Origin of the sequence: Novosphingobium terrae (assembly GCF_017163935.1) — a bacterium.
GTDB lineage: Bacteria > Pseudomonadota > Alphaproteobacteria > Sphingomonadales > Sphingomonadaceae > Novosphingobium > Novosphingobium terrae.
This window is the reverse complement of the sequence record NZ_JABVZR010000001.1, coordinates 3892044-3915092: the sequence shown is the minus strand read 5'-3', so window position 1 is coordinate 3915092 and position 23049 is coordinate 3892044. Positions and strand designations below refer to the sequence as shown.

The window sequence follows — 23049 nt, the reverse complement described above, 5'->3', positions numbered from 1 at the left end:
GCTTGTGGCGCCCGATGTCGCGCCGGTGGAGAGGCTTTGCGCTCCATGTCGGCGCCACTGCCCGGGCGTCGGAAGACGGTATGGGAGCGCGAGGGGGTAACCCCCTCGCCCTTTATTTCCTTTGATTTTCCTGCCCTCAGCGCCCTCACAAGATCGCCTTCCCCCCACCCTAGAGAAAATATCTACCAAATCGCTAGACAAACTTCGCTATGACGCTCTAGGACCACACCTCGGCTGATGGGGATGCGCGAATTCCGTATTGTAAACGATGTTACGATTTGGAAAGCGAAAGCATCTAGAGCATTTAAGCAGGAATCAGTCTCAAACCAGACCAAAAAAGAAGCAATCGAACGCGGGCCCAGGGAGGCCTGAACCAGATGGCCGACCCACGGCGCCCCGGTCGCAAGGGCATCCGCAGGCGGCCCCTATCATGAGGTTGAATTACGTATGACATCCACCCGCTACCTTACCTCGATCAGCCTCGCGGCGCTGGCGCTGGGCGCTCCCGCTCTGGCTTTCGCGCAGGATGCCGCTGCCGATGCCGGCGCTGACGCGGCCAAGGATATCGTCGTCACCGGTTCGCGCGTTGCGGGCCGCAGCCGGCTCGATTCGACCGCGCCGGTCGATGTGTTCAACGCTGACAGCCTGAAGCAGCAGGGCACCCCCCAGCTCGCCACCGCTCTGGCCAATGTCGCCCCCTCGATCGATTTCCCGCGCCCGTCCAACACCGACGCGACCGACGCCATCCGCCCCGCCACGCTGCGCGGCATGTCGCCCGACCAGACGCTGGTGCTGATCAATGGCGTGCGCGCTCACGCCTCTTCGGTGCTGAATCTGAACGGCTCGGTGGGCCGTGGTTCGCAGGCGGTCGATCTCAACACCATCCCCACCGTCGCGCTTGACGGCATCGAGGTGCTGCGTGACGGCGCCTCGGCCCAGTACGGTTCGGACGCCATCGCCGGCGTGATCGATCTGAAGCTGCGCAAGGCCGATCATGGCGGCGGGGCCAACATCAGCTACGGCATCTATGACACCAGCTACACCGGTGTTTATGGCAAGCATTCGGTGACGGGCGAGCCCACCGTGGATGTGTCCGGCTGGCAGGGCTTCAAGCTGGGCGAGGGTGGCTTCCTGACCGTTTCGGGTGACTATCAGCACACCAGCGCCACCAACCGCGCCGACAATGATCCGCGCACCGGCGCCGTGAAGTATGGCACGGTGGATTCGCGCACCGGTGACCCTGACGTGTTCCAGGGCAGCGGCTTCGCCAACTTCGGCAAGGCCCTGACCGACACCTGGAGCCTCTATGGCTGGGCCGGTTACCAGTATCGCAACACCATCTCCAACGCCACGCTGCGCGATCCCAATGTCAGCAGCCCGGCCTATGGCGCTTATGGCATCACCTCGATCTACCCCACGGGCTACATCCCGCAGATCAACACCCACTCCAAGGATCTGAACACCGCGCTGGGTGTGAAGGGCGAGATCGCCGGTTGGACCGTCGATGCCAAGTTCAGCTATGGCATGAACAAGGTCGATTTCTGGACGCTCAACTCGGCCAACTACTCCTATGGCGCGGCCACCCAGACCAACTTCTACGATGGTTCGCTCAAGTATGATCAGACGCTGGGCGGCGTGGACGTGGCCAAGAAGCTTGACGTGCTGCAGGGGCTGAACGTGGCCTGGGGCGTGGAAGCACGCCGCGAGACCTACAGCATCGGCGCGGGTGAGCCGGCCTCCTACAACACGGGCACGGCCTATCCTCTGGCGGCTTCGGGCGCGCAGGGCTTCGGCGGTTTCAAGAACACCGATGCGCTGAACGCTCATCGTTCCAACGTGTCGGCCTATGTCGATCTCGACCAGCAGGTCACGCAGAAGCTGCGTCTGGGCGCCGCCGGTCGTTTCGAGCATTATTCGGACTTCGGCAGCACGGCCACCTGGAAGGCGTCGGGCCGCTATGACTTCAGCCCGGTCTTCGCGCTGCGCAGCACGATTTCGAGCGGTTTCCGCGCCCCCTCGCTGGGCCAGGAATATTACACCTCGACCGCTTCGGTGCTCTCGACCGTGCCGATCACCGTCGGCGGCGTGACTTATCCGATCAACACGCCGGTCACCACGGGCACCTATTCCTCGACCAGCGCGGTCGGCAAGGCGCTGGGCGGCCAGCCGCTGCGTCCGGAAAAGTCGATCAACTATTCGGCGGGCGGCGTGTTCCGTCTGGGCGGGCTCGATCTGACGGTCGATGGCTACTACATCAAGGTGCGTGACGCGCTGGCGCTGTCGGAGAACATCTCCACCAGCTCCTCCACGCAGGTCGCCGCGATTCTGAACGCCTATGGTGTCAGCCAGGCACGCTTCTTCATCAATGGCGTGCACACCACCACGCGCGGCATCGATGCCATTGCGCATTACAAGCAGCGCACCCAGGGCTTCGGCAATTTCGACTTCACTCTGGCCGGCAATATCAACAAGATCACCGTGGATTCGGTGCCGACCAACACCGCCACGCTGAACCCGGCGCCGACGCTGTTTGCCCGCACCCGCATCATCACCATGCAGTCGGGCACGCCCGGCGAGAAGGTGACCGGCACGCTCGACTGGACCAAGGGCAAGATCGGCGCCACCGCCCGCGTGACCTATTACGGCAATGTGGTGGTGCCTGCCACGCTGGCCGTGAACGATGCCTCGACCGGCCCGCGCGCGATCACCGATCTGGAAGCGCGCTATCAGCCCACCGATACGGCGCTGAGTCTGGCGATCGGCGTGAACAATCTGTTCGACGTCTATGGCCGCGCCAACCCCACCAACGTCAACACCACGGGTTCGGGCACGTTCCCGGCCTATGTGCCCTGGGGCATGAACGGGCGTTACCTCTATGTGCGCGCCGGTCTGAAGTGGTGATCTGAACCCTTCATTTTGACGCAAAAATCGGGCGGCGGGGCTGAAAGGCTCCGCCGCCTTTTTGCATCTGCGTTATAAGCCGCGCGAATAGGCCAGCTTTGCGCCGCCACAGAATTCCTGATTAACTCTACTTCGAAGGTTGAGAATAAACAGGCTGCGAGGGGTGCAGCGGGGACAGTGCCGAAAGGGCGCCCGATTCGCACAGATGCAACAGGGAGCCTTTCATGAAGTTTCGAGCGAGCCTGCTGGCCGGCGGCGTTGTGGCCGCGCTGATCGCCACACCCGTTCTGGCCGATGACGCCGCCGCGCCTGCCGCCAAGGGCGATGTCGCCGCGGCCAAGGCCGGTGAACCCCAGACCACCTCGGCGGGCACGGGCGCCAGTGACGGCAGCGAAATCCTCGTCACCGCGCGCCACCGCACCGAAAGCAGCCAGGCGATCCCGCTGGCGATCTCGGTGGTGGGCGGCGACCATCTGGACAACACCGGCGCTTTCAACGTGGGCCGTCTGCAGCAGCTGACGCCGACGCTTCAGTTCTATTCCTCCAACCCGCGCAATTCGGCGGCCAACATCCGCGGCTTGGGCGCGCCCTTCGGCCTCACCAACGACGGCATCGAACAGGGCGTGGGCATCTATGTCGACGATGTCTATTACAGCCGCGCCGCATCGAGTACCTTCGACTTCCTCGACGTGCAGCAGATCGAGGTGCTGCGCGGGCCGCAGGGCACGCTTTACGGCAAGAACACCACGGCAGGCGCGATCAGCATCACCAGCCGCCAGCCCACCTTCGAACTGGAAGGGCGCGGTGAGGTTTCGATCGGCAATTACGGCTTCAAACAGGCCAAGGCGGCGATTTCCGGGCCTCTGTCAGACACGGTGGCGGCGCGCATCGCGGTGTCGGAAACCAGCCGCAACGGCACGGTCTACAACACCAGGACCCAGCAGGGCATCGATTCGCAAGACAATCTGGGCCTGCGCGCGCAGATCCTGTGGCGCCCGTCTTCCAGCGTGGATGTGACTCTGGCGGGCGATTACAACCGCCAGAACCCGATCTGCTGCTCCACCGTCTATTATGGCTATGGCCCGACCCAGAAGGCCGCGGCGCGCCAGTATCCCGCACTGGCCAAGGCGCTGGGCTACGCCCCGCCTTCCACCAACCCCTATGACCGCCTGACCGATCTGGACAGCCCGCTCTATGCCCAGAACAAGACCGGCGGCGTCTCGCTGCGCGTCAAGGCGCAGCTGGGCGAGGGCACGCTGACCAGCATCACCGCCTGGCGCTTCTGGGACTGGAACCCCTCAAACGACCGCGACTACACCGGCCTGCCGATCACCACGCTGAGCCAGAACCCCAGCCAGCAGAATCAGTACACGCAGGAGGTGCGCTACAGCCTGCAGCAGCGCAAATATGACCTGCAGATCGGCGTCTTCGCCTTCAATCAGGCGATCCATACCGAGGGCACGCAGCAGCAGGGCAGCGCGGCCAGCACCTATCTGCTGTCCTCCGCGCAGATCGCGGCGGCTTGCCCCACGGGCTCGGCGGCGGGCTGCTCGACGGCGATCCTCAATGGCCTCACCTCCAGCAACGACATTCGCCTGAACAACACCAGCCTTGCCCTCTATGGTCAGGCGACATGGCATGTGACCGAGCGCTTCGACATCCAGCCGGGCGTGCGTCTGAACTATGACAAGAAGAACGGCTGGTACAATGCCACCGTCACCAATGGCGCGGGGCAGCCGGTGGTCTATTCCGCCACGCCCACGGCCACCCAGTCGGCCCAGCTGGGCGTGCTGGCGCCCCAGCAGTTCGCGCCGCGTTTCAGCGCGTGGAACTTCAGCTATGACATCACCGCCACCTACCGCGTGGCGCAGGACATCCGCATCTACGCCACCTATGCCAAGAGCTTCAAATCGGGCGGCATCAATCTGAACGGCGTGCCGGCCGACGCCAATGGCAACCCGCTGCTGGCTGCTGCCACGGTGAAGCCGGAATCGGTCCACCATCTGGAAGCGGGCATCAAGACCCAGTTCCTCGACCGCAAGGCGACGGTCAATCTGGCCGCCTTCCGCACCACCATCGACAATTATCAGGCACAGGTCACCAATGGCGCGCTGGGCGTGCTGCGCGGCTATCTCGCCAATGCCGAGCAGGTGCGCACGCAGGGCTTCGAGGCTGACGCGTCCTATCGCCCCAGCGCGCGCTTCAACGTCTATGGCAATGGCGCCTTCACCGATGCGAAATACACCAAGTTCACCGCCGCGCCCTGCCCGCCCGAACTGTCGGGCGGCACCACGGTGACCGGTACGCAGGTGCCCGGGGCCGCCGGTGTGGCGGGCGCGCTCAGCCCGGCCAGCTGCGACATTTCGGGGCAGCGCCTGCCGGGCGTGTCGCGCTGGTCCTTCAGCTGGGGTGGGGAGTACAACATTCCTGCCACGCTGTTGGGCAAGGATGGCGAGGTGTACTTCGGCTATGATGGTTCGTACCGCTCGAACTTCTCGTCCAACCCCTCGGCCTCGATCTACACCTGGGTGGATGGCTATGCGCTGCATAATTTCCGCGTCGGTTTCCGCGTGCAGCACGGGCTGGATATCTCGGGCTGGGTGCGCAACGCCACGGGCACCAACTATGTGCAGCAGCTGATCGTCACCAGCGGCAACACCGGGCTGATCGCTGCCCAGCTGGGCGATCCGCGCACCTATGGCGGCACGATCCGCGTTCAATTCTGAGCCGGTTTGAGTCTGTTTGAAAATCCGGCGGAAGAGCCGGATTTTGCGGCACCGGCCCGCTCCCCCGCCCGACCACCCAGAGGATACCACCGTAGGGTAACCGGGCGGGGGAGCGAGCCGGCACCGCAGCAGCGATGTGCTGAGATCCGGGCGCGGCGTGAAAACACGCCGCGCCCTTTCCATTTCCGCCCCGCTGGCCTACATTGCCCCAATGGCTGTTTATTTTCATGAAGAAGACCTGCCCGCTGGCGTTCTCAAGCCGGGCATCATCGCTGTCGACACCGAAACCATGGGCCTCATCACCCGTCGCGATCGCCTCTGCCTCGTGCAGATCAGCGACGGCAGCGGTGACGAGCATCTGGTGCGCTTCGGCCCGAACAGCACCTATGACGCGCCCAATCTGAAGGGCGTGCTGGCTGATCCGGAGCGGTTGAAGCTCTATCACTTCGCCCGTTTCGACATTGCCGCCATTCAGCACTACCTCGGCGTGAACGCCGCGCCCGCCTTCTGCACCAAGATCGCCAGCAAGCTGGTGCGCACCTACACCGACCGCCATGGCCTGAAGGATCTGGTGCGCGAGCTGCTGGGCAAGGAAATCTCCAAGCAGCAGCAGTCGAGCGACTGGGGCGGCGCGGATCTGTCGGATGCGCAGCGTGACTATGCCGCGAGCGACGTGCGCTATCTGCACGCCTGCCACACCATTCTGGTCGAGCGCCTCGCGCGTGAGAATCGCACCGCCATGGCTCAGGCCTGTTTCGACTTCCTGCCTGCGCGCGCCGCGCTCGATCTGGCGGGCTGGGAAGACCACGACATCTTCAGCCACGAAGCGGCCTGAGCAGGGTCATGATCCTCTCCAAGCGCCAGATTCACGACAAGCGCCGGGCAATGGCCTTGCCCGGCTGCCGGCGTGAACTGCTGCTGGGCACGCTGGGCCGCTTCCTGCCGGGTGCGGCGGGGGTGGTCGTGGCGCTGATGGTGGTCTGGCCGCTGTTCCCGCACAATTCGGTCAGCTTCCTGCTCGACCGCAACAAGGTGCAGGTGACCGAGAACCGCATGCTGATCCAGCGCGCGGCTTATCGCGGCAATGACAATCGGGGGCGGCCTTTCGAGCTGTCCGCCGCCGATGCCGTGCAGCATTCGGCACAGGACCCGCTGGTGCGGATGAATGAGCTGATCGGCACCATTGCCCTCACCGACGGCCCCGCGCGGCTGGAGGCGGCGCAGGGCAATTTCGACATCTCGCGCGATCAGCTGACCGTGCCGGGCCAGGTGCGCTTCCAGCATGAGGGCGGCTATGACATGCACGCCAATCAGGTGGTGATCGATGTGCGCCACCAGACGGTTCAGAGCCAGGGCAAGGCGACGGGTCTGATTCCCTCGGGCGATTTCTCGGGCGACAAGCTTTATGCCGATCTGGATCAGCATACGATCCGGCTGGAGGGCCATGCTCGCCTGCGTATGACGCCGGGCAAGACAATGCAAAGCGCCCAGTCCGATCTGAAGGCGCCTGCACAGACAACGCCTGCACCGGGCAACCAGCACTGATGCCAGACCTTTTCGCCCTCCGTTTCACAAATATCGCCGCGCGCCGCTTCACGGCCCGGTGCGGTTAGGCTAGACGGCCCCCATGCGCATGCCCCTGTCCGGATCGAATCCCTTTCGCCCTCTGATGATCGGTGTTGCCGCCGCTGCCTGCCTGTCGGTGGGCACGGCGCATAGCGCCAATGGGCTGGGCAGCCACAACAGCAACGCCCCGGTCAATTACGAGGCTGATCGCATCGATCTGGACGACAAGGCCAATCATGTGGTGCTTTCCGGCCATGTCATCATCACCCAGGCCGAGCTGAAGATGACAGCGGCGCGCACGCTGGTGGATTACACCAACAACAATGGCTCGCTGAAGATCAAGCTGATCAATTCGACGGGCGGTGTCGTCGTCACGCGCAACAACGAAAGCGCGGTGGGCGATGTGGGCACTTATGATTTCGATCGCCGCGTGATCGTCATGTCGGGCAATGTCACGCTGCGCCGGGGCACCGATGTGTCGCACGGCGCGCGGCTGGTGGTGGATCTCAACACGGGCCTGTCCAACTTCGTGGGCGGCGCAGCGCGCCCCGGCGCGGTGACCGGGCCGACCCCGGGCCGTGTCAGCGGCACCTTCTCCGTGCCGGAGAAAAAGAAGGACGCCAGTTCTTCGGACAGCAGCCAGTAAGCCGCTTCAGGCGGTTTCCTCGTCCACAGGTTCCACATCGGCTGACACCGTCATGGTCTGGCCCGCGCCGCCATGGAACACGCCGTCCAGCGGCGCGACATCGCCGTAATCGCGGCCCATCGCCACCACGATATGGTCCGTGGTGGCCAAGGTGGCATTGGTCGGGTCCAGCCCGACCCAGCCCAGATCGGGGCCGCACCACAGCGCCACCCAGGCATGCATCATATCCGCGCCCACCAGCCTTGGCATGCCCGGCGGCGGAATGGTGCGCAGATAGCCGCTGACATAGGCGGCGGGCAGGCCGATGGCCCGCAAGGCGCAGATCATCACATGGGTGAAATCCTGACAGACCCCACGCCGCGCCCGGAACGCGTCGATGGGTGGCTGATCGGGGCTGGTGGCGCTGGCGTCGAAGGCGAATTCCTCATGCAGCGCCTGCATCAGCGCCATGGCGCCCTGCATCACCGGCGTTTCGTCATGCAGCCACTGGCGGCCCCATGCGCCGATCTCGCCGGGCCAGATCGCGGCAATGGGCGAGGCGAAGAGATAGGATGCCGGGCTGCCCGGGCCGACAGCAGGCCAACCCATGGCCATGGCGCGCACCTGAGCGATGGCGGGGCTGGGGGCCTGGGCGCGGTCGAAGGCGGGGGGCTGCACACGGGCACGAAAACGGCTGGTGATCGACAGCCTCGTGATCGGGTCGCGCAGGGTCAGCCGCGTTTCATTGGCCAGCCATGGGCTGCTTTTCTGGCGGATGTCGGCAGGGGCGGGGCTGACGTCCAGCCGATACTCGGTGATCGTTTGCCCCGGCCAGTCGATGGGGCGCAGCCGCAGGTTGAAGCGGGCAAGGCGCACCAGATTGCTGTAGAACAGCGTTGTGGTGTGGGTGACGTTGTAGATCATGACAGCAGCGCCCCTTGCTGGCGCGGCGCCACCGTCTCATTGGGCAGGAAATAGCGCTCCGAAATCCGGTCCGACAGGCTGAGCAACTGGATCTCGATGGCATGCAGCGTGCCGCTGTCGATATCGGCGATGGATTGCGCCTGCAGCGGGGCAAGGATGGCGCGGGCATCGAGCAAGGTCTGCTCGGGCAGATTGCGGTCATCGAGCGGCGGCAGGCCCGAGATGCGCTGCACCAACGCCTCGACCTGAAAGGCCAGCGAGCGCGGATTGTCCGGATCGAGCAGCACCAGATCGAGCACCTGCAAGGGCGCCGCCCCGCTCAGATAGCGCGAGCGATAGGTGATCTGGCTGTCGCACAGCTCCAGCAGCACATTGAGCCCTTCCTGACCCGAGGCCTGCAGGCCCCGCGTCACCCGGCAGATCGAGAGGGCGCGCTCAATGCGGCGGCCCATATCGATAAAGGCATGGGCGGGCCCGCGCATCATATTCTCCGCGATCAGGCCGGAGAGGGCGCTGAGGCGTTCCAGCAGCTCCTCGATCACCTCCAGCATGGTCTGGGGGTGCTGGTCGCGCAACTGCGGCATGGGGCGGCTGGCGATCAGCCAGAAGTCGCGGGCGAAACGCTGTCGCAAAGCCCGCCCGGTGTTCTGCAACTGCCGGATGAGTGAAGGAATGCCGCCGGGCAGATCACTTTCGGTCAGGGCATCGGCGCAGATGTCCAGCGTGGGCTCGCCCATGCCCAGCGCGCGCACCGCGCCGCCGGCATGCAGCAGGTTGATGAGCACGCCGCCGACGCCGGCCTGATGCGCGCTGGCATCGGCCTCGATCGAGCCCCCCAGCAAGGCGCGCAGCAGACGCAGGGTAAACTCGGTCCGCTCGGCATAACGGGTGAACCAGAACAGATTGTCCGCCGACTGGCTGGCCAGAATCGCCCCGCCGCGCACCACGCCAGGCGCATCCAGCATGGTGTGGCCGATGGAGGACTGCTTCTGCGCGTCGGCAATGCAGACATCGGCGGAGAGATCCCCGGTGCCGATCAGCGCGGGGGTTTCATCGTCACCGGGCAGGATGCGGGCGAAGCCGCCGGGCATCACCTTCCAGCGGCCCTGCCCGTCGCGCGCGGCGAAGACCCGCAGCGAGAAGGGGCGCGGCACGAGTTGCTGCTCCACCAGCGTGGGCGTCTGCCCCAAGGCCAGCAGCGTCTGCACCACATAATCCATCGGGCGCTGGCGCATCGCCGCCAGCAGCGCGGCGCGGCGTTCGGGCGACAGCGAGGCGCCCACCACCGGCTGGCGGCCCAGCCCCTCGGCGCTACCGAAGGCGGGGGCGATCAGCAGCTGATCGAAATGCTGTTCGGTATGGGCCAGTGCCCCTTCCTGCCCGCACCACCAACTTGGCACGCTTTTGAGCATGGCAGGCTGGCCCAGCAGCAGCGGGCAGAGCCGCTCCATCTGGGCGGCCATGGCGCGGCTTTCCACCACCTCGGCGCCGGGCCAGTTGGCCACCACCGCGCCGCCGGGCAGCGTGGCCATCAGATCGGGCACCCCCAGCGTGGAGCGCACATCGAAGCTGAGCGGATCGAGCGCATTGGTGTCGATCCAGCGCCACAGCGCATCTACGCGCTTGGGCCCCGCGATGGTGCGGACAAACAGGCGATCCCGGTTGACGACCAGATCACGCCCTTCCACCAGCGGAAAACCCAGATAGCGCGCCAGATGCGCCTGCTCGGAATAGGACTGGTTGAGCCGCCCCGGCGTCAGCAGGGCAATGCGGGGGCGATCCCGCTGGCAATCGCGCGCCAGTCCCTCGCGCAGAGCGGAGAAGAAACTCGCCTGCCGCCGCGCATGGATATCGCCCAGCAGCGATCCGGTGGCGCGCGAAAAGGCCAGCCGGTTTTCCAGAGCATAGCCCACGCCGGTAGCAAGCCGCACCCGGTCCGACAGCACGCACCATTGCCCGTCCGGCCCGCGGGTCAAATCCATGGCGCAGACATGCAGCCAATGGCCCGAGGGGGGCGCCATCCCCGGCATCTTGCGGGCGAAATAGGGGCTGCCGGTCAGGATCGGGGCAGGCAGATGGCGCTTGGCCACCAATTGGCCGTGGCCATAAATATCGCCGATCAGCCTTTCGAGCAGATCGGCGCGCTGCACCACCCCGGCCTCGATCCCCGCCCATTCATCGCCGCCGATGATCAGCGGCATGGGGGTGAGCGGCCAGTCGCGCTCGGCCTCGTCGCCGGCCACGCGGAAGGTGAGGCCCATATCGCGGATCTGGCGGGCGATCTGCTCCTGAACGCCGCCGCTCTGGTCGCCCAGCGCGGCCAGCCCGCGCGCCATTGTGTGCCAATGCGCGGCGGTCTGCGGTGAGGCCGAGGCATAAAGATCGCTGGCCGCGCTGGAAGGCAGATAGCTGGTCAGCCAGTCCGGCGCGGCGGGCAGGGCGCGGCTGCGCGGCATGCTACAGCCCGGGCGCCGAACCCACCGGACCGCGCCTCAGGTCCAGCGAGAAGGGAAATTCGCCCGACAGCTCCTGCGGCGGCACGGGCAGCGGGCCGGGGGTATGGCCATGCTCCCAGAAGCGGGCCTTGCGGCGCGCCTCGGCCTCATAGGCGTTGATCGGGGCGGTGTCGTAATTGCGCCCGCCCGGATGCGCCACATGATAGACGCAGCCGCCCAGCGAGCGCCCGTTCCATGTGTCCAGCACATCGAAGGTGAGCGGGGCATGCGGCGGCATCAGCGGATGCAGGCAGTCGGCGGGCCACCATGCCTTGTAGCGCACGCCGCCCACCGCCTCGCCCGGCTGGCCGGTGGCGGTCAGCGGCACGCGGCGGCCGTTGCAGGTGATGATATGGCGGCCCGGCACCAGCCCGCTGGCCTTGACCTGAAGCCGTTCCGTGGAGGAGTCTACAAAGCGCACTGTGCCACCGATGGCGCCGGTTTCGCCCAGCACGTTCCACGGCTCCAGCGCATGGGTGATGTCGACATGGACACCGCCCGCGTGGATCGAGCCATGGGTGGGGAAGCGGAACTGGCGCTGCGCCTCGAACCATGCCGGATCGAAATCGTAGCCGCCTGCGCGCAGGTCAGCCAGAACGTCGAGGAAATCCTCCCAGACGAAATGGGGCAGCATGAATTTGTCATGCAGCGTGGTGCCCCAGCGCACCAGAGCGCCCTCCACCGGCTGGCGCCAGAACAGCGCGGCCAAAGCGCGGATCAGCAATTGCTGGGCGAGGCTCATGCGTGGTTCGGGCGGCATTTCGAAGCCGCGGAACTCGATCAGGCCGAGACGCCCGGTGGGGCCATCAGGGCTGAAGAATTTGTCGATGCAGATTTCGGTGCGGTGGGTGTTGCCCGTCACATCGACCAGACTGTTGCGCAGCAGGCGATCGGTCACCCATGCCAGCGGTTGGGGCTGGTTGGGGCCGGGGATCTGCGCCAGCGCGATTTCCAGCTCGTAGAGGCCATCGTGGCGGGCCTCATCGATGCGCGGCGCTTGGCTGGTCGGGCCGATAAACAGGCCCGAGAACAGGTAGGACAGCGCCGGATGCCGCTGCCAGTAGATCACGAAGCTTTTCAGCAGATCGGGCCGGCGGATAAAGGGCGAATCGAGCAGCGATGGCCCGCCCAGCACGATATGATTGCCCCCGCCGGTGCCCACGGCGCGGCCATCGACCATGAATTTGTCGGCGGTGAGGCCAACCTCTCGCGCGGCTTGGTAGAGCGTTTCGGTGATCTCCACCTGCTCGCGCCAGCTGGTGGCGGGGTGGATGTTGACCTCGACCACGCCGGGGTCGGGGGTGATCTTCAGCACCACCAGACGCGGGTCGGCGGGCGGGGGATAGCCCTCGATGCGGACGGGGGTGCGGGTTTCTTCCGCCACGGCTTCCACCGCCGCGATCAGGTCGAGATAGTCCTCAAGCTGGGCCACCGGGGGCAGGAAGACCGAGACGTAATGGCCATCGGGGCCGTTATGCGGCTCGACGGTGATGGCGGTGCGCACCGCGCCCTCGATGCTGCTGATCGCCTGTTCGTTACGATGCTGCGGCGGCGGAGGTGGCGCGGAAACGATCGAGGCCTGCGCGCCGCGTTCCGCCACGCGCTCGGCCAGCTTGGCGCGGAAATCGGGCAGGGGCTCGCGCGGCTCGGCGGTGTCCTGCGGATTGATGTAGGGATAGTTGGCGGCGGGCACGAAAGGCAGCGAGCCCAGCGGCAGGCGATAGCCCAGCGAGGAATCGCCCGGCACCGCGTAAAGCACCCCGCGCCGCACGCGCCAATGTTCGCTCATCCAGCGCGGCGGGTGGTTCTGCGACTGCCAGCGCTGAATCGGCAAGGCATGGCCGATGGGCTTGGTCAGCCCGCGCTGGAAGGTGCGCATGAAACGGGCGCGCGCCTCGGGATCGTCGATCTCGGGCGAGAGGGGATCGGTGTTGGCGGGCAATTGCGCCTCGCGCACGATCCATTCCACGGCATCCTCATACACCGGCATGGCGTAATCGGGCGAGACGCCCAGCTTCTTCGCCGTGGCCGAGAGGAAGGCGCTGGCGGTTTCGACGGTGATCGGCGTGTCGGCCTTCTCGCCCGGCACGGGCTGCCCGGCGATCAGGCTGGCGTCGCGCCACACCGGTTGGCCGTCTCGCCGCCAGTACAGCGAATAGCCCCAGCGCGGCAGGCTCTCCCCCGGATACCATTTTCCCTGCCCATGATGCAGCAGCGAGTCCGGCGCAAAGGCTTCACGCAGCTTGCGGATCAGCCGGTCGGCATAGCCCGCCTTCGTGGGGCCCACTGCATCGGCGTTCCATTCGGGCGCGTCGAAATCGCTGTCGGCGATAAAGGTCGGCTCGCCGCCCATGGTCAGGCGCATGTCCTGCGCGGTGATGTCGGCATCCACCCGGTCGCCCAGCGCCAACAGCGCCTCCCAGCGGGCATCGGTGAAGGGCTTGGTGATGCGCACCGCTTCCTGAATGCGGTGGACGCTCATCTCGAAATGGAAATCGACCTCGGCGGGCTCGGCCATGCCCACCACCGGGGCGGCAGAGCGGTAATGCGGCGTGGCGGCCAGCGGAATATGGCCCTCGCCCGCCAGCATGCCCGATGTGGCGTCCATGCCGATCCAGCCCGCGCCGGGCACATAGACCTCGGCCCAGGCGTGCAGATCGCAGACATCCTGCGAGACGCCCTTGGGGCCTTCCACCGGGATCACATCGGGCAGAAGCTGGATCGAATAGCCCGAGACGAAACGCGCGGCAAAGCCAAGGCGGCGCAGCAGTTGCACCAGAAGCCATGCCGAATCGCGGCAGGATCCGCTGGCTTCCTCCAGCGTTTCCTCGGGCGTCTGCACGCCCGGCTCCATGCGGATGACGTAATTGACCGCAGCATTCACCGCCTGATTCACCGCCACCAGAAAATCGATGGTGCGTTCTTCCTCTACCCCGGCGAAGCGCTGGTAGAGGGTTTCGAACAAAGCGCCTTGTGGCTCGATCTCGAAATAGGCGGCCAGATCGCCTTCCAGCTCTTCGGCATAAGTGAAGGGGAAGGTTTCGGCATACTCCTCGACGAAGAAGTCGAAGGGGTTGATCACCGCCAGATCGGCCAGCAGGTCCACCTCCACCCCGAAATGGTCGACCGGATCGGGGAAGACGATGCGTGCCTGCCAGTTCCCGTGAGGGTCCTGCTGCCAGTTGAGGAAGTGGTTTTCGGGGCTGATCTTCAGCGAGTAATTGGGCACCGCCGTGCGGCTGTGCGGCGCCGGTCTCAGCCGGATGACCTGCGGCCCCAGCCGGATCGGGCGATCGTAATTGTAGCGGGTGAGGTGGTGGAGCCCTGCTTTGATCATGGGCCGAGTGTGCGGCAGATGATGGTGCGCCGCAACACGGAAAATGGGAGAGCCCTATGCCATGGGGGGGCGGCATTCCCCCCCTTGCGTCAGGCCAGCGCGAGGGGCACAATGCCGGGCTTGGTATCATCCCCATCATCGTCAGGCGTGGCCACCACATCGACAGGCGGCGCCTGAAAATAGCCGCGTGCGGCCATGCGCATGCCCACCTCTTCACTGGAACTGATGCTGATCAGCCATGGCGAGGTGAACAGCCCGATGGTCAGCGGCGAGAGCCACAAGGCCGTCACCGGATCGACCCATGCCGTGGCGGCGAACAGGATGCCCAGCAGGATATGCTCGCGCAGATCGGGCAGGATGGTGCGCAGGGGGATGCGCTGCGCCTCGCGGTTCTGGGTGTGCCAGCCGCTGGGAATGCCCAGCACCAGACTGACCAGCGCCTTGACCTGCATCACCATCGAGACCGGCGCCAGCAGCATGGCCAGCAGAATATCCAGCAGCACCGATTTGATCGCGCGCCCGGCGCCGCCAAAGCTGGCGCGGCGCTCCCTGTCGGCCAGCATCCAGATCAGCCCCATCAGCTTGGGCCCGAACAGCAGCACCACCGTCAGCCACAGCACGCCCGGAGGCGCGGCCTGAGGCAGGCTCTGATCGCGCGAGGCGGTCACCTGCAAGATGGTGGTCAGCAGCAGCAGCAGCCAGCCCGGCGAGGTGAGATAGGCCGAAGCCCCGATCACCAGATGCAAGCGGCTGGCCATGGACAGGCCCGAGGCCCCCAGCAGCCGCAGATGCTGCAGATTGCCCTGCATCCAGCGGCGGTCACGGATGGCATGATCGACGATGGTGGGCGGAAATTCCTCATAGCTGCCCGCGATCATCACCATATGCACCGCCCAGCCGCGGCGGCGCAGCAGGGCTGATTCCACCATGTCATGGCTGAGGATATGGCCGCCGAAGGGGGGCTTGCCCGGCAGATCGGGCAGGCCGCAGCTTTCGGCAAAGGCGCGGGTGCGCAAAATGGCGTTATGGCCCCAGAAATTCGCTTCCGAGCCCGACCACCACAGCAGCCCCGCCGAGGCGATCGGCCCGTAAGCCTCGCTGGCGAAGCGCATCCAGCGCTGGAACAGCGTCTGCGCATTGGTGATCATCGGCACGGTCTGCAGCAGGCCGAGCGAGGGGCGCGCCTCCATGATCGAGGCGAGGCCGACGATGGTCTCGCCGCTCATCAGACTGTCGGCATCGAGCACGAGCATCGATTCATAGGCTCCGCCAAAGCGGCGCACCCATTCCGCGATGTTGCCGGGCTTGCGGGCGATGTTCTTCTCGCGCCGGCGGTAATAGAGCGGGATCGGTGATTTGGCGGCCATAGTGGCCCATGCCGCTTCCTCGCGCTTGCCGTGCAACTCGTTGGAATCGCTCAGCACGAAGAAGTCCACCGCCTCGCCGCCGCCCGCCGCCGCGATGGAATGGACCATGGCGCGCACGCGGGCGAACACATCCTCCACGCTCTCATTGTAGACCGGCATCAGCACGGCGGTGCGCTTGGTGAGCGGTGCAGGCAGGTGGGGCACCGGGGCAAACCCCGGATGCGCTCCGGTCATCAGCTGCAAAAAGCCGAAGGTGGAGGAGACAAAGCCAAAGGCCACCCAGCTGAACAGCGGCACGAAGAACAGCAGCAGCAGCACATCGAAGACGTCCAGCCCATCGCGCGAGAAGGCGGCGCGAATCTCGCTGGAGGCGGCCAGTGCCAGCACGGCGGTCAGCGCGATCAGCAGCAGGCGCTTGACCACCAGCCCCTGCGGGCGGGTGGCCACTTCGCGCACGGCGGGCGGAACGCCGTCCAGCCGCTGGATCGGCATCTCCAGCGGCGCTTCTTGCGGCAGATTGGGAAGGGTTGTGCTCATGGTAGCTTGGCCGTGGCGATCACCGTCTCGCTCAGGGCAGCACCGCCGCGCTTGAGGAACAGGCGGAATTCGGGGTGAGGCAGATCGGCATGGCGCACATCCATCGTCACGCGCCAGATGTTCTTCTGGCCGCCCACCGGGCCCACCGCCATCAACAGCACGGCCTTGGCAGGAATGTCCGTCTGGGCTTCGACATGGCTGTCACGGGTGAGGCCCGCCAGAATATCGCCTTCGAAATCGAACACATAGCGGGTGACACCCTTGATCTCATCTTGCCCGGGCACACCACCGGGTCCAACACGAAACGCAGTACACAGGGCATTGTTTCCATGCGCCGGTTCCTGCGAACTCCAGGTGAGGCGATAGGCGAAGTCGCGGCGCTGCCCGGCTTTGGCAGGCGTGTCGCTCAGCCAATAGGCGCAGACATTGTCCACCGTCTCGGAAATCGAGGCGAAGGAATAGAGCGCCACCGCGCCCGGCCCCCAATCCCCCTTCGGCTCCACCCAGAGCGAGGGGCGGCGGTGGTAATAGCTCATATCATCCTGATAATGATCGAAATCCTGATCGCGCTGCAGCAGGCCGAAGCCCTTCACATGATCCGCGCGCATGGCGTTGGTGACGGGCGGCTTGTGTTCCTGCTCGGGGTTGATCAGCGGGTGCCAGATATGCTCGCCCGTGCCCGTCACGATGGCGAGGCCGTCGCTGTCATGCACTTCGGGGCGCCAGTCGGCGCGGCGGTCGCCCTCGCCATAAAGATACATGCTGGTCATGGGGGCGAGGCCCAGCCGCTCAATGTCGCGGCGCAGGAACAGCGTGGCGGTCACGTCCTGAATGCCCGCATCGGGCGTGCGCTTGGTTTCGATGCGATAGGCGCCGGTCAGCGAAGGCCCATCGAGCAGGGCATGGACGATCAGCCCGTCCTCGCCCTTGCCCTCGAACCAGAAGTCGGTGAATTCGGGGAATTCCTCGGGGCCGGGGGCGCCGGTGTTGACGCTGATGCCGCGTGCGGACAGGCCGAACTGGTCATGGCTGCCCGCCGCGCGGAAGTAGGAACCGCCAAGGAAGGCCAGCCAGTCGGCATGGCCATCGGCCCACATCACGCGGAAGCCGGCCGCCTCGCCATCCTGACCGCCGCCGAACAGGCCCGTCATATCGGTGAGCGTGCGGGCCTGCCCGTTCTCGACGATGCTGATGCCCACGGCCTGCGGGGCGATGCCGACGCGGGTGGGAAACAGGCGGACATGGCCGGGCAGTTCCTCGGCCTGACCATAGGTGAGGCGGACATGGGTGTCGAAATCAGCCACCGCCAGCTTCGATACGGGGCGTTCGGTGTAGGGGCGGCGGGCATTGGCCTGAGCGCGGGCGACAAGGCGATCCCAGGAGAAAGGCGTGGCAGGGCCGAAGCGTCCGGCGGGCGCGGCCAGTGCGGCGCCCGGAGCCGTCAGAGCAGCGACGAAGGCGGAAATCAGGCCGGTCGCCTCGCGCCGAGAGAGAGAAGTCCGGGGCGAAAACGGGGGCTTGGTCATAATCGATATCATCCGTGTAACGCGCAAGGCGCGGCTCAAGGTTTCGTGGGCGGTGTGGTGGCCGCCTTCGGATTCCCCCCCGTTTGATTTTTTTCCGGTGCATGACGCCAGCCGGTGATGATCTGTTCGCCCGGCTGCAGGCCGGTGGCGATGACTTCGGTATGCTGACCGTCCGAGACCCCGACGGCAACCGGCACTTGCCGGGGCTGCTGATGCTGCGCCAGCACATAGACGTTGCCGCCCGGGCGCTTGCCCTCAGGCGCGAAGGTCAGCGCTGCATTGGGCACCAGCAGCACGCCCTGCCGCGCGGGCAGATCGATGTCCACCGTCACCGGCATGCCGGGCTTGAGCGGCGCTGCGGGCGCATCCAGCGTGAAGACGGCGAACTGCCGCCCATCGCCCGGGCCCGGATCGAGGCGATCGAGCGTGGCGCTGCGCGGCCCATCGCTGAGCGCCGGGGCCAGCACGCGGGCATGGGCATGGATGGCCAGACGCTGGGCCTGAGCGGCATCGAGCGGCACGGCAACGGTCAATTTGTCGACGCCGGGCGCCAGCGTGAAGAGCGGCGCGCCCGCCTGCACGCCCTGCCCGGGCGTGACCATGCGGGCCACCACGACCCCTGCGGCAGGGGCCGAAATCGCGCTGCCCGCCAGCTTGGCCTGAGCCGCCTTGACCTTCGCCTGCGCTGCCGAGAGTGCCGATTGGGCGGTGCTGGCGGCAATGGCGGCGCGGCCCGCATCGGCGCGGGCGCCCTGCATCTCGTTGAGCGAGGGCACGCGGCCCTGCGACTTGCGCCACACCGCATCATAGCGCGCCAGCTTGATCTGGGCCTCGCTCAGCGACAATTTGGCGCGGTCGAGATCGCCCTGCGCCTGCATCTGCTGCGCTTGAGCCGCGGTCTGCTCGGCCAGCAGCGAGGCATTGTCCATGGTGACCAGCAATTGCCCGGCAGCCACCGGGCCCTGCGCCGGGCCCGGCACGCTCTGCACTGCGCCGTCGCTGGTGGCGGTGATCGCCACCTCGCCCACGGCATGCAGCGTGCCCTCGCCCGAGATCACCGGGGTGATGTCACCGCGCTCAACCGGAGAGCTGTAATAGGCCAGATCCGGCCCGTTGACGAAGCGCCCCAGCAGCACGAAGGCCACCGCCAGCGCCACCACAATGGCGCCCACGCTGAGCCAGTGATACAGCTCGCGATGGGGGCGGGCCCCCAGAAAAGCGTCGAGTTCAGGGCTGGACACAGACCGTCACACCTTCAGTCGGCGCAGGGGCCAGATCGGCATCGTGCCAGCCCAGGCCCTGCGCGGACCACAGGCGGACGGCAGCGGCGGCGGCGGCGGCGCGGGCATCGATCTGCCCTTCCTGCGCGGCCAGCACGGCGGCTTCGGCGACATAGAGCATGGAGAATGTCTCGGTTCCGCTGCGATAGCCCAGACGGGCATCGGTGACGGTGCGGGTGGCCGTCGCCTCTGCCTTGGCCAGCGGGGCGAGGCGCATGGTGGTGGTGTCCAGCGCGGCGCTGGCGTCACGGATTTCCGCATCGGCGCGGATCTGCGCGGCGCGCCATGCGGCCACGGCGTTCTGGGCGCGCGCATCGGCGGTGATTTTGGGGTCGCCCTTCTTGCCATCGGCCGGTTTGGCGGGGGCTTCGGGGGCGGGCGTGCCTTCGGGCGCCTTGGCGGCGCTGTCGATCACATCCTGCTCGACCTTGTGGTGAGTCAGGTCGGCGGTCAGCCGCAGTTCGAGGCCGCGCAGATCGGCGCGGTGGCTGCGATCATTGGCGGGCTTGGCGGCCAGCGCGGGCAAATGGCCCTCACTGCCCAGTTGCCCACGCAGATCGTCGGGCAGGGCGTGAGTGAGTTTCGCCAGATTGCCGATGGCCTCGCCCAGCTTGTTGCGGGCGGCTTCCACCGTGGCAGTGTCCAGCCCGGTCATCACATCGGCCATATCGCCGTCCATCGCGGGGACGAGCCCCGCTTCCTTGCGGAAATGGGCGATCTCGCCATTGTCGCGCAGCGGGTCGACAGCCTTGACGCGCACCGCAAGGCGTTCCTGCCAGCGCCGGGCCTCAATATAGGCCAGAGCGATACGCTCGGCCAGATGGTTGCGGGCGTCGGCATAGGCATAGGCCTGAGCGCGCCGCGCGGTGTCGTCATCCTGAGCGATCAGATGCGAGAGGCGGTGGCGCAGGCCGGGCGCATGGGCCTTGTCCTCGCTCTGGGTGAGGTTGAAGGCCTGACAGATCAGCACCGGATCATGCGCCAGACCCTGCTCGATCAGTTGGGCCAGCACGGGATCGCCCGCGCCTTTCCACCAGGGCAGGGCGTCGTCGGGCGTGGAGGGCGCGGTTTCGGAAACCAGGCGCAGCGGCGGGGAATCGGTGTGGCCGCTCATGCAACCGGCACAGGCAAAGGCCAGTGTGAGCACCAGGTTCCGCACAGCAAGGCGCGACCGATCCATGGGGGGGAAGGCTGTCGTCACAGGGCCTCTGCTAGCAAAAAAACGCGGCAAGGCAATCGCATCGCGTCATATTGATACAGATGCGGGGCCGGTGACGGCCATGGATGCGGGCTTTTGCGCTTTGGTGCGATGCGGCAGGGAAGGCCTCGGGCCCGTGCTGGAGGAGGACAAGTTCAGAACGGGCAGCGACATCAACGTCCTTTCCGCTGCCTTTCGGGGAGCAGCTTAATGCAGCGTGGGTCGCGGCTGCCGGCTGCGAAACAGGGCATAGAGCACCCGCACCGCCGCCAAGGCGACCAGCACACCCAGCGTATCGGCGGCCCAATCCCGCCAGTCGCAATCGCGATGCAGGCCGGGGGAACCTTGAACCACCTCGATCATAGCGCCCAGAAACGACAATCGTTCCAACACCAGCCACTCCGCCATGCGCGGAAAGCCGAAACGGGCGGCAAAGGTCAGCGAGCCAAAGGCCAGAAAATGCTCGATCTTGTCGCCAAAGGGCAGATTGTCGAGCGCGACATGGGGCGGTGACGGCATCAGCGTCAGATACAGCACCGTGGCCAGCAGCAGAAGGAACACGCCACGCGAGGGTTTGTCGATCGTCATGAAACACCGGCAGGAGGGGCTGATTGGCGCCTGATGGACGAATTCCCCTCTGCCGCCAAGCGCTTCTTCGCAGGGAAAGTTTACAGGCGGAAGGCAAAAGGGGTTTGGTGCCACGATGCAAAAAGGGCGGCATTCGCATGCCGCCCTCTCTGTTTGTGTCGCTCAGCGGCGCCAGCCGCCATGCGGGCCGCCGCGCCAGCCCGGACCACCACGCCAGCCGCCATGGCGGGGACCCCACCAGGTGCGGTAATAGAAGTCGTGATAGGGATAGGGGCGATAGACCCAGCTGTTGTCGATAAAGACCCAGGGGCGATACCAGTCCGGCGCGGCATAGTAGTAGCCTGCGGGCTGATAACCCCATTCCGGAGCACCGCCGCGCGTCACATAGCCGGGAGGGCAACCGGGGCTGGTGGCGCCGCCGCTGGAGCTGGCCACTGCCGCGCCGCCGACCGCGCCGACCGCCGCGCCGGCAAAGACGCCCGCACCGCGATCGTGACGACCGCCAAGCGCGCCGCCGATGATGGCGCCCAGAATGCCGCCGACCGCCGCGCCGCCCGCGACATTGCCATGCGACTTGACGCAATTGTCACGCGCCCAGTTCTCGGCATTCTGCGCATAGCGCTGATCGGCCATCTGCTGCGCGGCCAGATCGCTGGGCGCGGCATAGCCGGGAGGCGGCGGGGGCGGACGGGTGCCGTCATAGCCGCCGGGGGCCACGGGCTCGGGCGGCGGGTTCTGATACTGGCCGCCCTGATTGGGATAACCCTGGTTCGGATACTGGCCCTGGTACTGACCTTGATATTGGCCGTTCGGGTATTGCCCATTGGGATATTGCTGGGACTGGTCGGGGTAGCCGTAGGAACCGTCCTGCGCAGAGGCAAGACCGGCTGCCAGAGGGCCTACCGCCATCGCCAGCGCACCACCGGCGAGCACGATCTTCCGCATGCTTTTCAGCTTAGCGCCTGATGAAGGGGTCATGGGACAACTCTCCAAAGCCTGTAGGGCGTAAACGGTTCTACAGGGCCAAAGTTTCTGTGCCGATATATCTAGGATCTTCATGCTGAACGCAGTCTGACCCCGATGTTATTTTGTGTTTTGCCAGCGGCGTTTGCCGCGACTGTGGGGAGGGGCGTGCCACGCCTGTTGCAGAGGGGCAAGTTAACTTGCGTGAGACAGGGAGAGAGGGTGAGGTTTGTGGATTATGCAGGCAGGATGGGTGTTTGGAAGGGCCTTGATTTGGATTTTATCCGTTATGGCGTAATATCGCAATTACGCGCACCCGAATGGTTTTATGGCGGCTGTGTGATTCGAATCTTCTTGAGCCATTTAGGTTTGCGTAATTTCGGAAAATTTCCGCAATGGTCTTTCTTCTTATGCGCTCTTTGCACGCATAGCTATGCGCGAACCATTTTTCTGCGGCGTGTTGAGCAAATTCTGCGCTGATTTCCGTCGATTGCCAAATATGTTGCATTTCTTGCAATCACCTAAACGGCAAACACAATTGAGCGCCACAGCGCATTTCCATATGCTGCAATGCAACAGATAAGGATGCTGAAGGCAATCTCACCTTCGAAGCAGGCCTTCGACACAAAGGGAAATTGCCATGTTCAAGACTGTTTTTGCCGCTGCCGCTCTCTTCGCTCTGCCCGCCGTTGCCTCGGCTGAAGCTGCTCCCAAGCAGACCTTCTCGTATGATGGCGTCGACTACGCCTACACCGTCGAGACCAAGGGCGACGTCCGCATCCTGAAGGGCACCGCCGACAAGGGTTCGGTTCCTTTCGAACTGCGCGTTGCCAAGGGCGGCGTGTCGGGCTTCATCGACAACGCTCCGGTTTCGTTCTCGCTGCGCGACGTGCAGCCGCTGAACGCCAAGCTGCTGGTTGCTGCTCGCTAAGGCGAAGCGCTTCCAACCAAGCGTTTGAAAAGGCCGGATGGGGTTTGCCTCATCCGGCCTTTTTCTTTGTGCATTAGGTTTTTTG

16 protein-coding genes are annotated in these 23049 nt (G+C 65.7%); 7 read left to right on the top strand and 9 right to left on the bottom strand.

Going from position 1 to position 23049, the window contains the following annotated elements:
• The first annotated feature begins 447 nt into the window (after positions 1-447).
• The 5 genes from HGK27_RS17425 to HGK27_RS17405 all read left to right on the top strand — a co-directional run bounded on the left by HGK27_RS17425 (position 448) and on the right by HGK27_RS17405 (position 7839).
• Positions 448-2901: a TonB-dependent receptor plug domain-containing protein gene (locus tag HGK27_RS17425; RefSeq protein ID WP_206242196.1), complete on the top strand. Its 2454-nt coding sequence runs from the start codon at positions 448-450 to the stop codon at positions 2899-2901.
• Between the two features lie 224 nt (positions 2902-3125).
• Positions 3126-5627 carry a TonB-dependent receptor gene (locus tag HGK27_RS17420; RefSeq protein WP_206242194.1) on the top strand — a complete coding sequence of 834 codons (2502 nt, stop codon included), beginning with the start codon at positions 3126-3128 and terminating at the stop codon, positions 5625-5627.
• A 211-nt stretch (positions 5628-5838) separates the two neighbouring features.
• Positions 5839-6462 carry a ribonuclease D gene (locus HGK27_RS17415; RefSeq protein WP_206242193.1) on the top strand — a complete coding sequence of 208 codons (624 nt, stop codon included), beginning with the start codon at positions 5839-5841 and terminating at the stop codon, positions 6460-6462.
• Between the two features lie 8 nt (positions 6463-6470).
• Positions 6471-7172, top strand: coding sequence for an LPS export ABC transporter periplasmic protein LptC (lptC, locus tag HGK27_RS17410; RefSeq protein WP_206242191.1), 702 nt, complete (start codon positions 6471-6473; stop codon positions 7170-7172).
• An 82-nt stretch (positions 7173-7254) separates the two neighbouring features.
• On the top strand, positions 7255-7839 hold the full coding sequence (locus HGK27_RS17405) for an LptA/OstA family protein (protein WP_241127268.1): 585 nt from the start codon (positions 7255-7257) through the stop codon (positions 7837-7839).
• 6 nt (positions 7840-7845) lie between these two features.
• Here the strand turns inward: HGK27_RS17405 and HGK27_RS17400 are convergent, their stop codons facing one another.
• From HGK27_RS17400 to HGK27_RS17360, 9 genes are all read right to left on the bottom strand, one after another.
• Complete coding sequence (locus tag HGK27_RS17400) at positions 7846-8742, bottom strand: transglutaminase family protein (RefSeq protein WP_206242189.1); 897 nt, start codon at positions 8740-8742, stop codon at positions 7846-7848.
• Positions 8739-11198, bottom strand: coding sequence for a circularly permuted type 2 ATP-grasp protein (locus tag HGK27_RS17395; protein ID WP_206242188.1), 2460 nt, complete (start codon positions 11196-11198; stop codon positions 8739-8741). The genes HGK27_RS17400 and HGK27_RS17395 overlap by 4 nt, the downstream gene beginning before the upstream one ends.
• A gap of 1 nt (position 11199) precedes the next feature.
• Entirely contained in the window at positions 11200-14574 is a 3375-nt protein-coding gene (locus tag HGK27_RS17390) for a transglutaminase family protein (protein WP_206242186.1), read from the bottom strand.
• A gap of 89 nt (positions 14575-14663) precedes the next feature.
• Positions 14664-16478, bottom strand: coding sequence for a glucans biosynthesis glucosyltransferase MdoH (mdoH, locus tag HGK27_RS17385; RefSeq protein WP_206242185.1), 1815 nt, complete (start codon positions 16476-16478; stop codon positions 14664-14666).
• A complete protein-coding gene (locus HGK27_RS17380) occupies positions 16475-18004 on the bottom strand; it encodes a glucan biosynthesis protein (RefSeq protein ID WP_206242183.1) in 1530 nt (509 codons plus the stop codon). Before HGK27_RS17380 ends, mdoH begins: the two co-directional genes overlap by 4 nt.
• Positions 18005-18039: 35 nt before the next feature.
• Positions 18040-19245 (bottom strand): efflux RND transporter periplasmic adaptor subunit, encoded by a 1206-nt coding sequence (locus tag HGK27_RS17375; RefSeq protein ID WP_206242181.1) that lies wholly within the window; start codon positions 19243-19245, stop codon positions 18040-18042.
• Positions 19232-20485, bottom strand: a complete 1254-nt coding sequence (locus HGK27_RS17370; protein WP_206242179.1) for a TolC family protein — start codon at positions 20483-20485, stop codon at positions 19232-19234. The genes HGK27_RS17375 and HGK27_RS17370 overlap by 14 nt, the downstream gene beginning before the upstream one ends.
• Positions 20486-20689: 204 nt before the next feature.
• On the bottom strand, positions 20690-21070 hold the full coding sequence (locus tag HGK27_RS17365; protein WP_206242177.1) for a VanZ family protein: 381 nt from the start codon (positions 21068-21070) through the stop codon (positions 20690-20692).
• A 162-nt stretch (positions 21071-21232) separates the two neighbouring features.
• Positions 21233-22015 carry a hypothetical protein gene (locus tag HGK27_RS17360; RefSeq protein WP_206242175.1) on the bottom strand — a complete coding sequence of 261 codons (783 nt, stop codon included), beginning with the start codon at positions 22013-22015 and terminating at the stop codon, positions 21233-21235.
• A 240-nt stretch (positions 22016-22255) separates the two neighbouring features.
• On the opposite strand from HGK27_RS17360, the gene HGK27_RS17355 reads away from it, so the two are divergent.
• Together HGK27_RS17355 and HGK27_RS17350 are read left to right on the top strand one after the other, a co-directional pair.
• Positions 22256-22513 carry a hypothetical protein gene (locus HGK27_RS17355; protein ID WP_206242173.1) on the top strand — a complete coding sequence of 86 codons (258 nt, stop codon included), beginning with the start codon at positions 22256-22258 and terminating at the stop codon, positions 22511-22513.
• 160 nt (positions 22514-22673) lie between these two features.
• Positions 22674-22964 carry a hypothetical protein gene (locus HGK27_RS17350; RefSeq protein WP_068089913.1) on the top strand — a complete coding sequence of 97 codons (291 nt, stop codon included), beginning with the start codon at positions 22674-22676 and terminating at the stop codon, positions 22962-22964.
• The last annotated feature ends 85 nt before the right edge of the window (positions 22965-23049 follow it).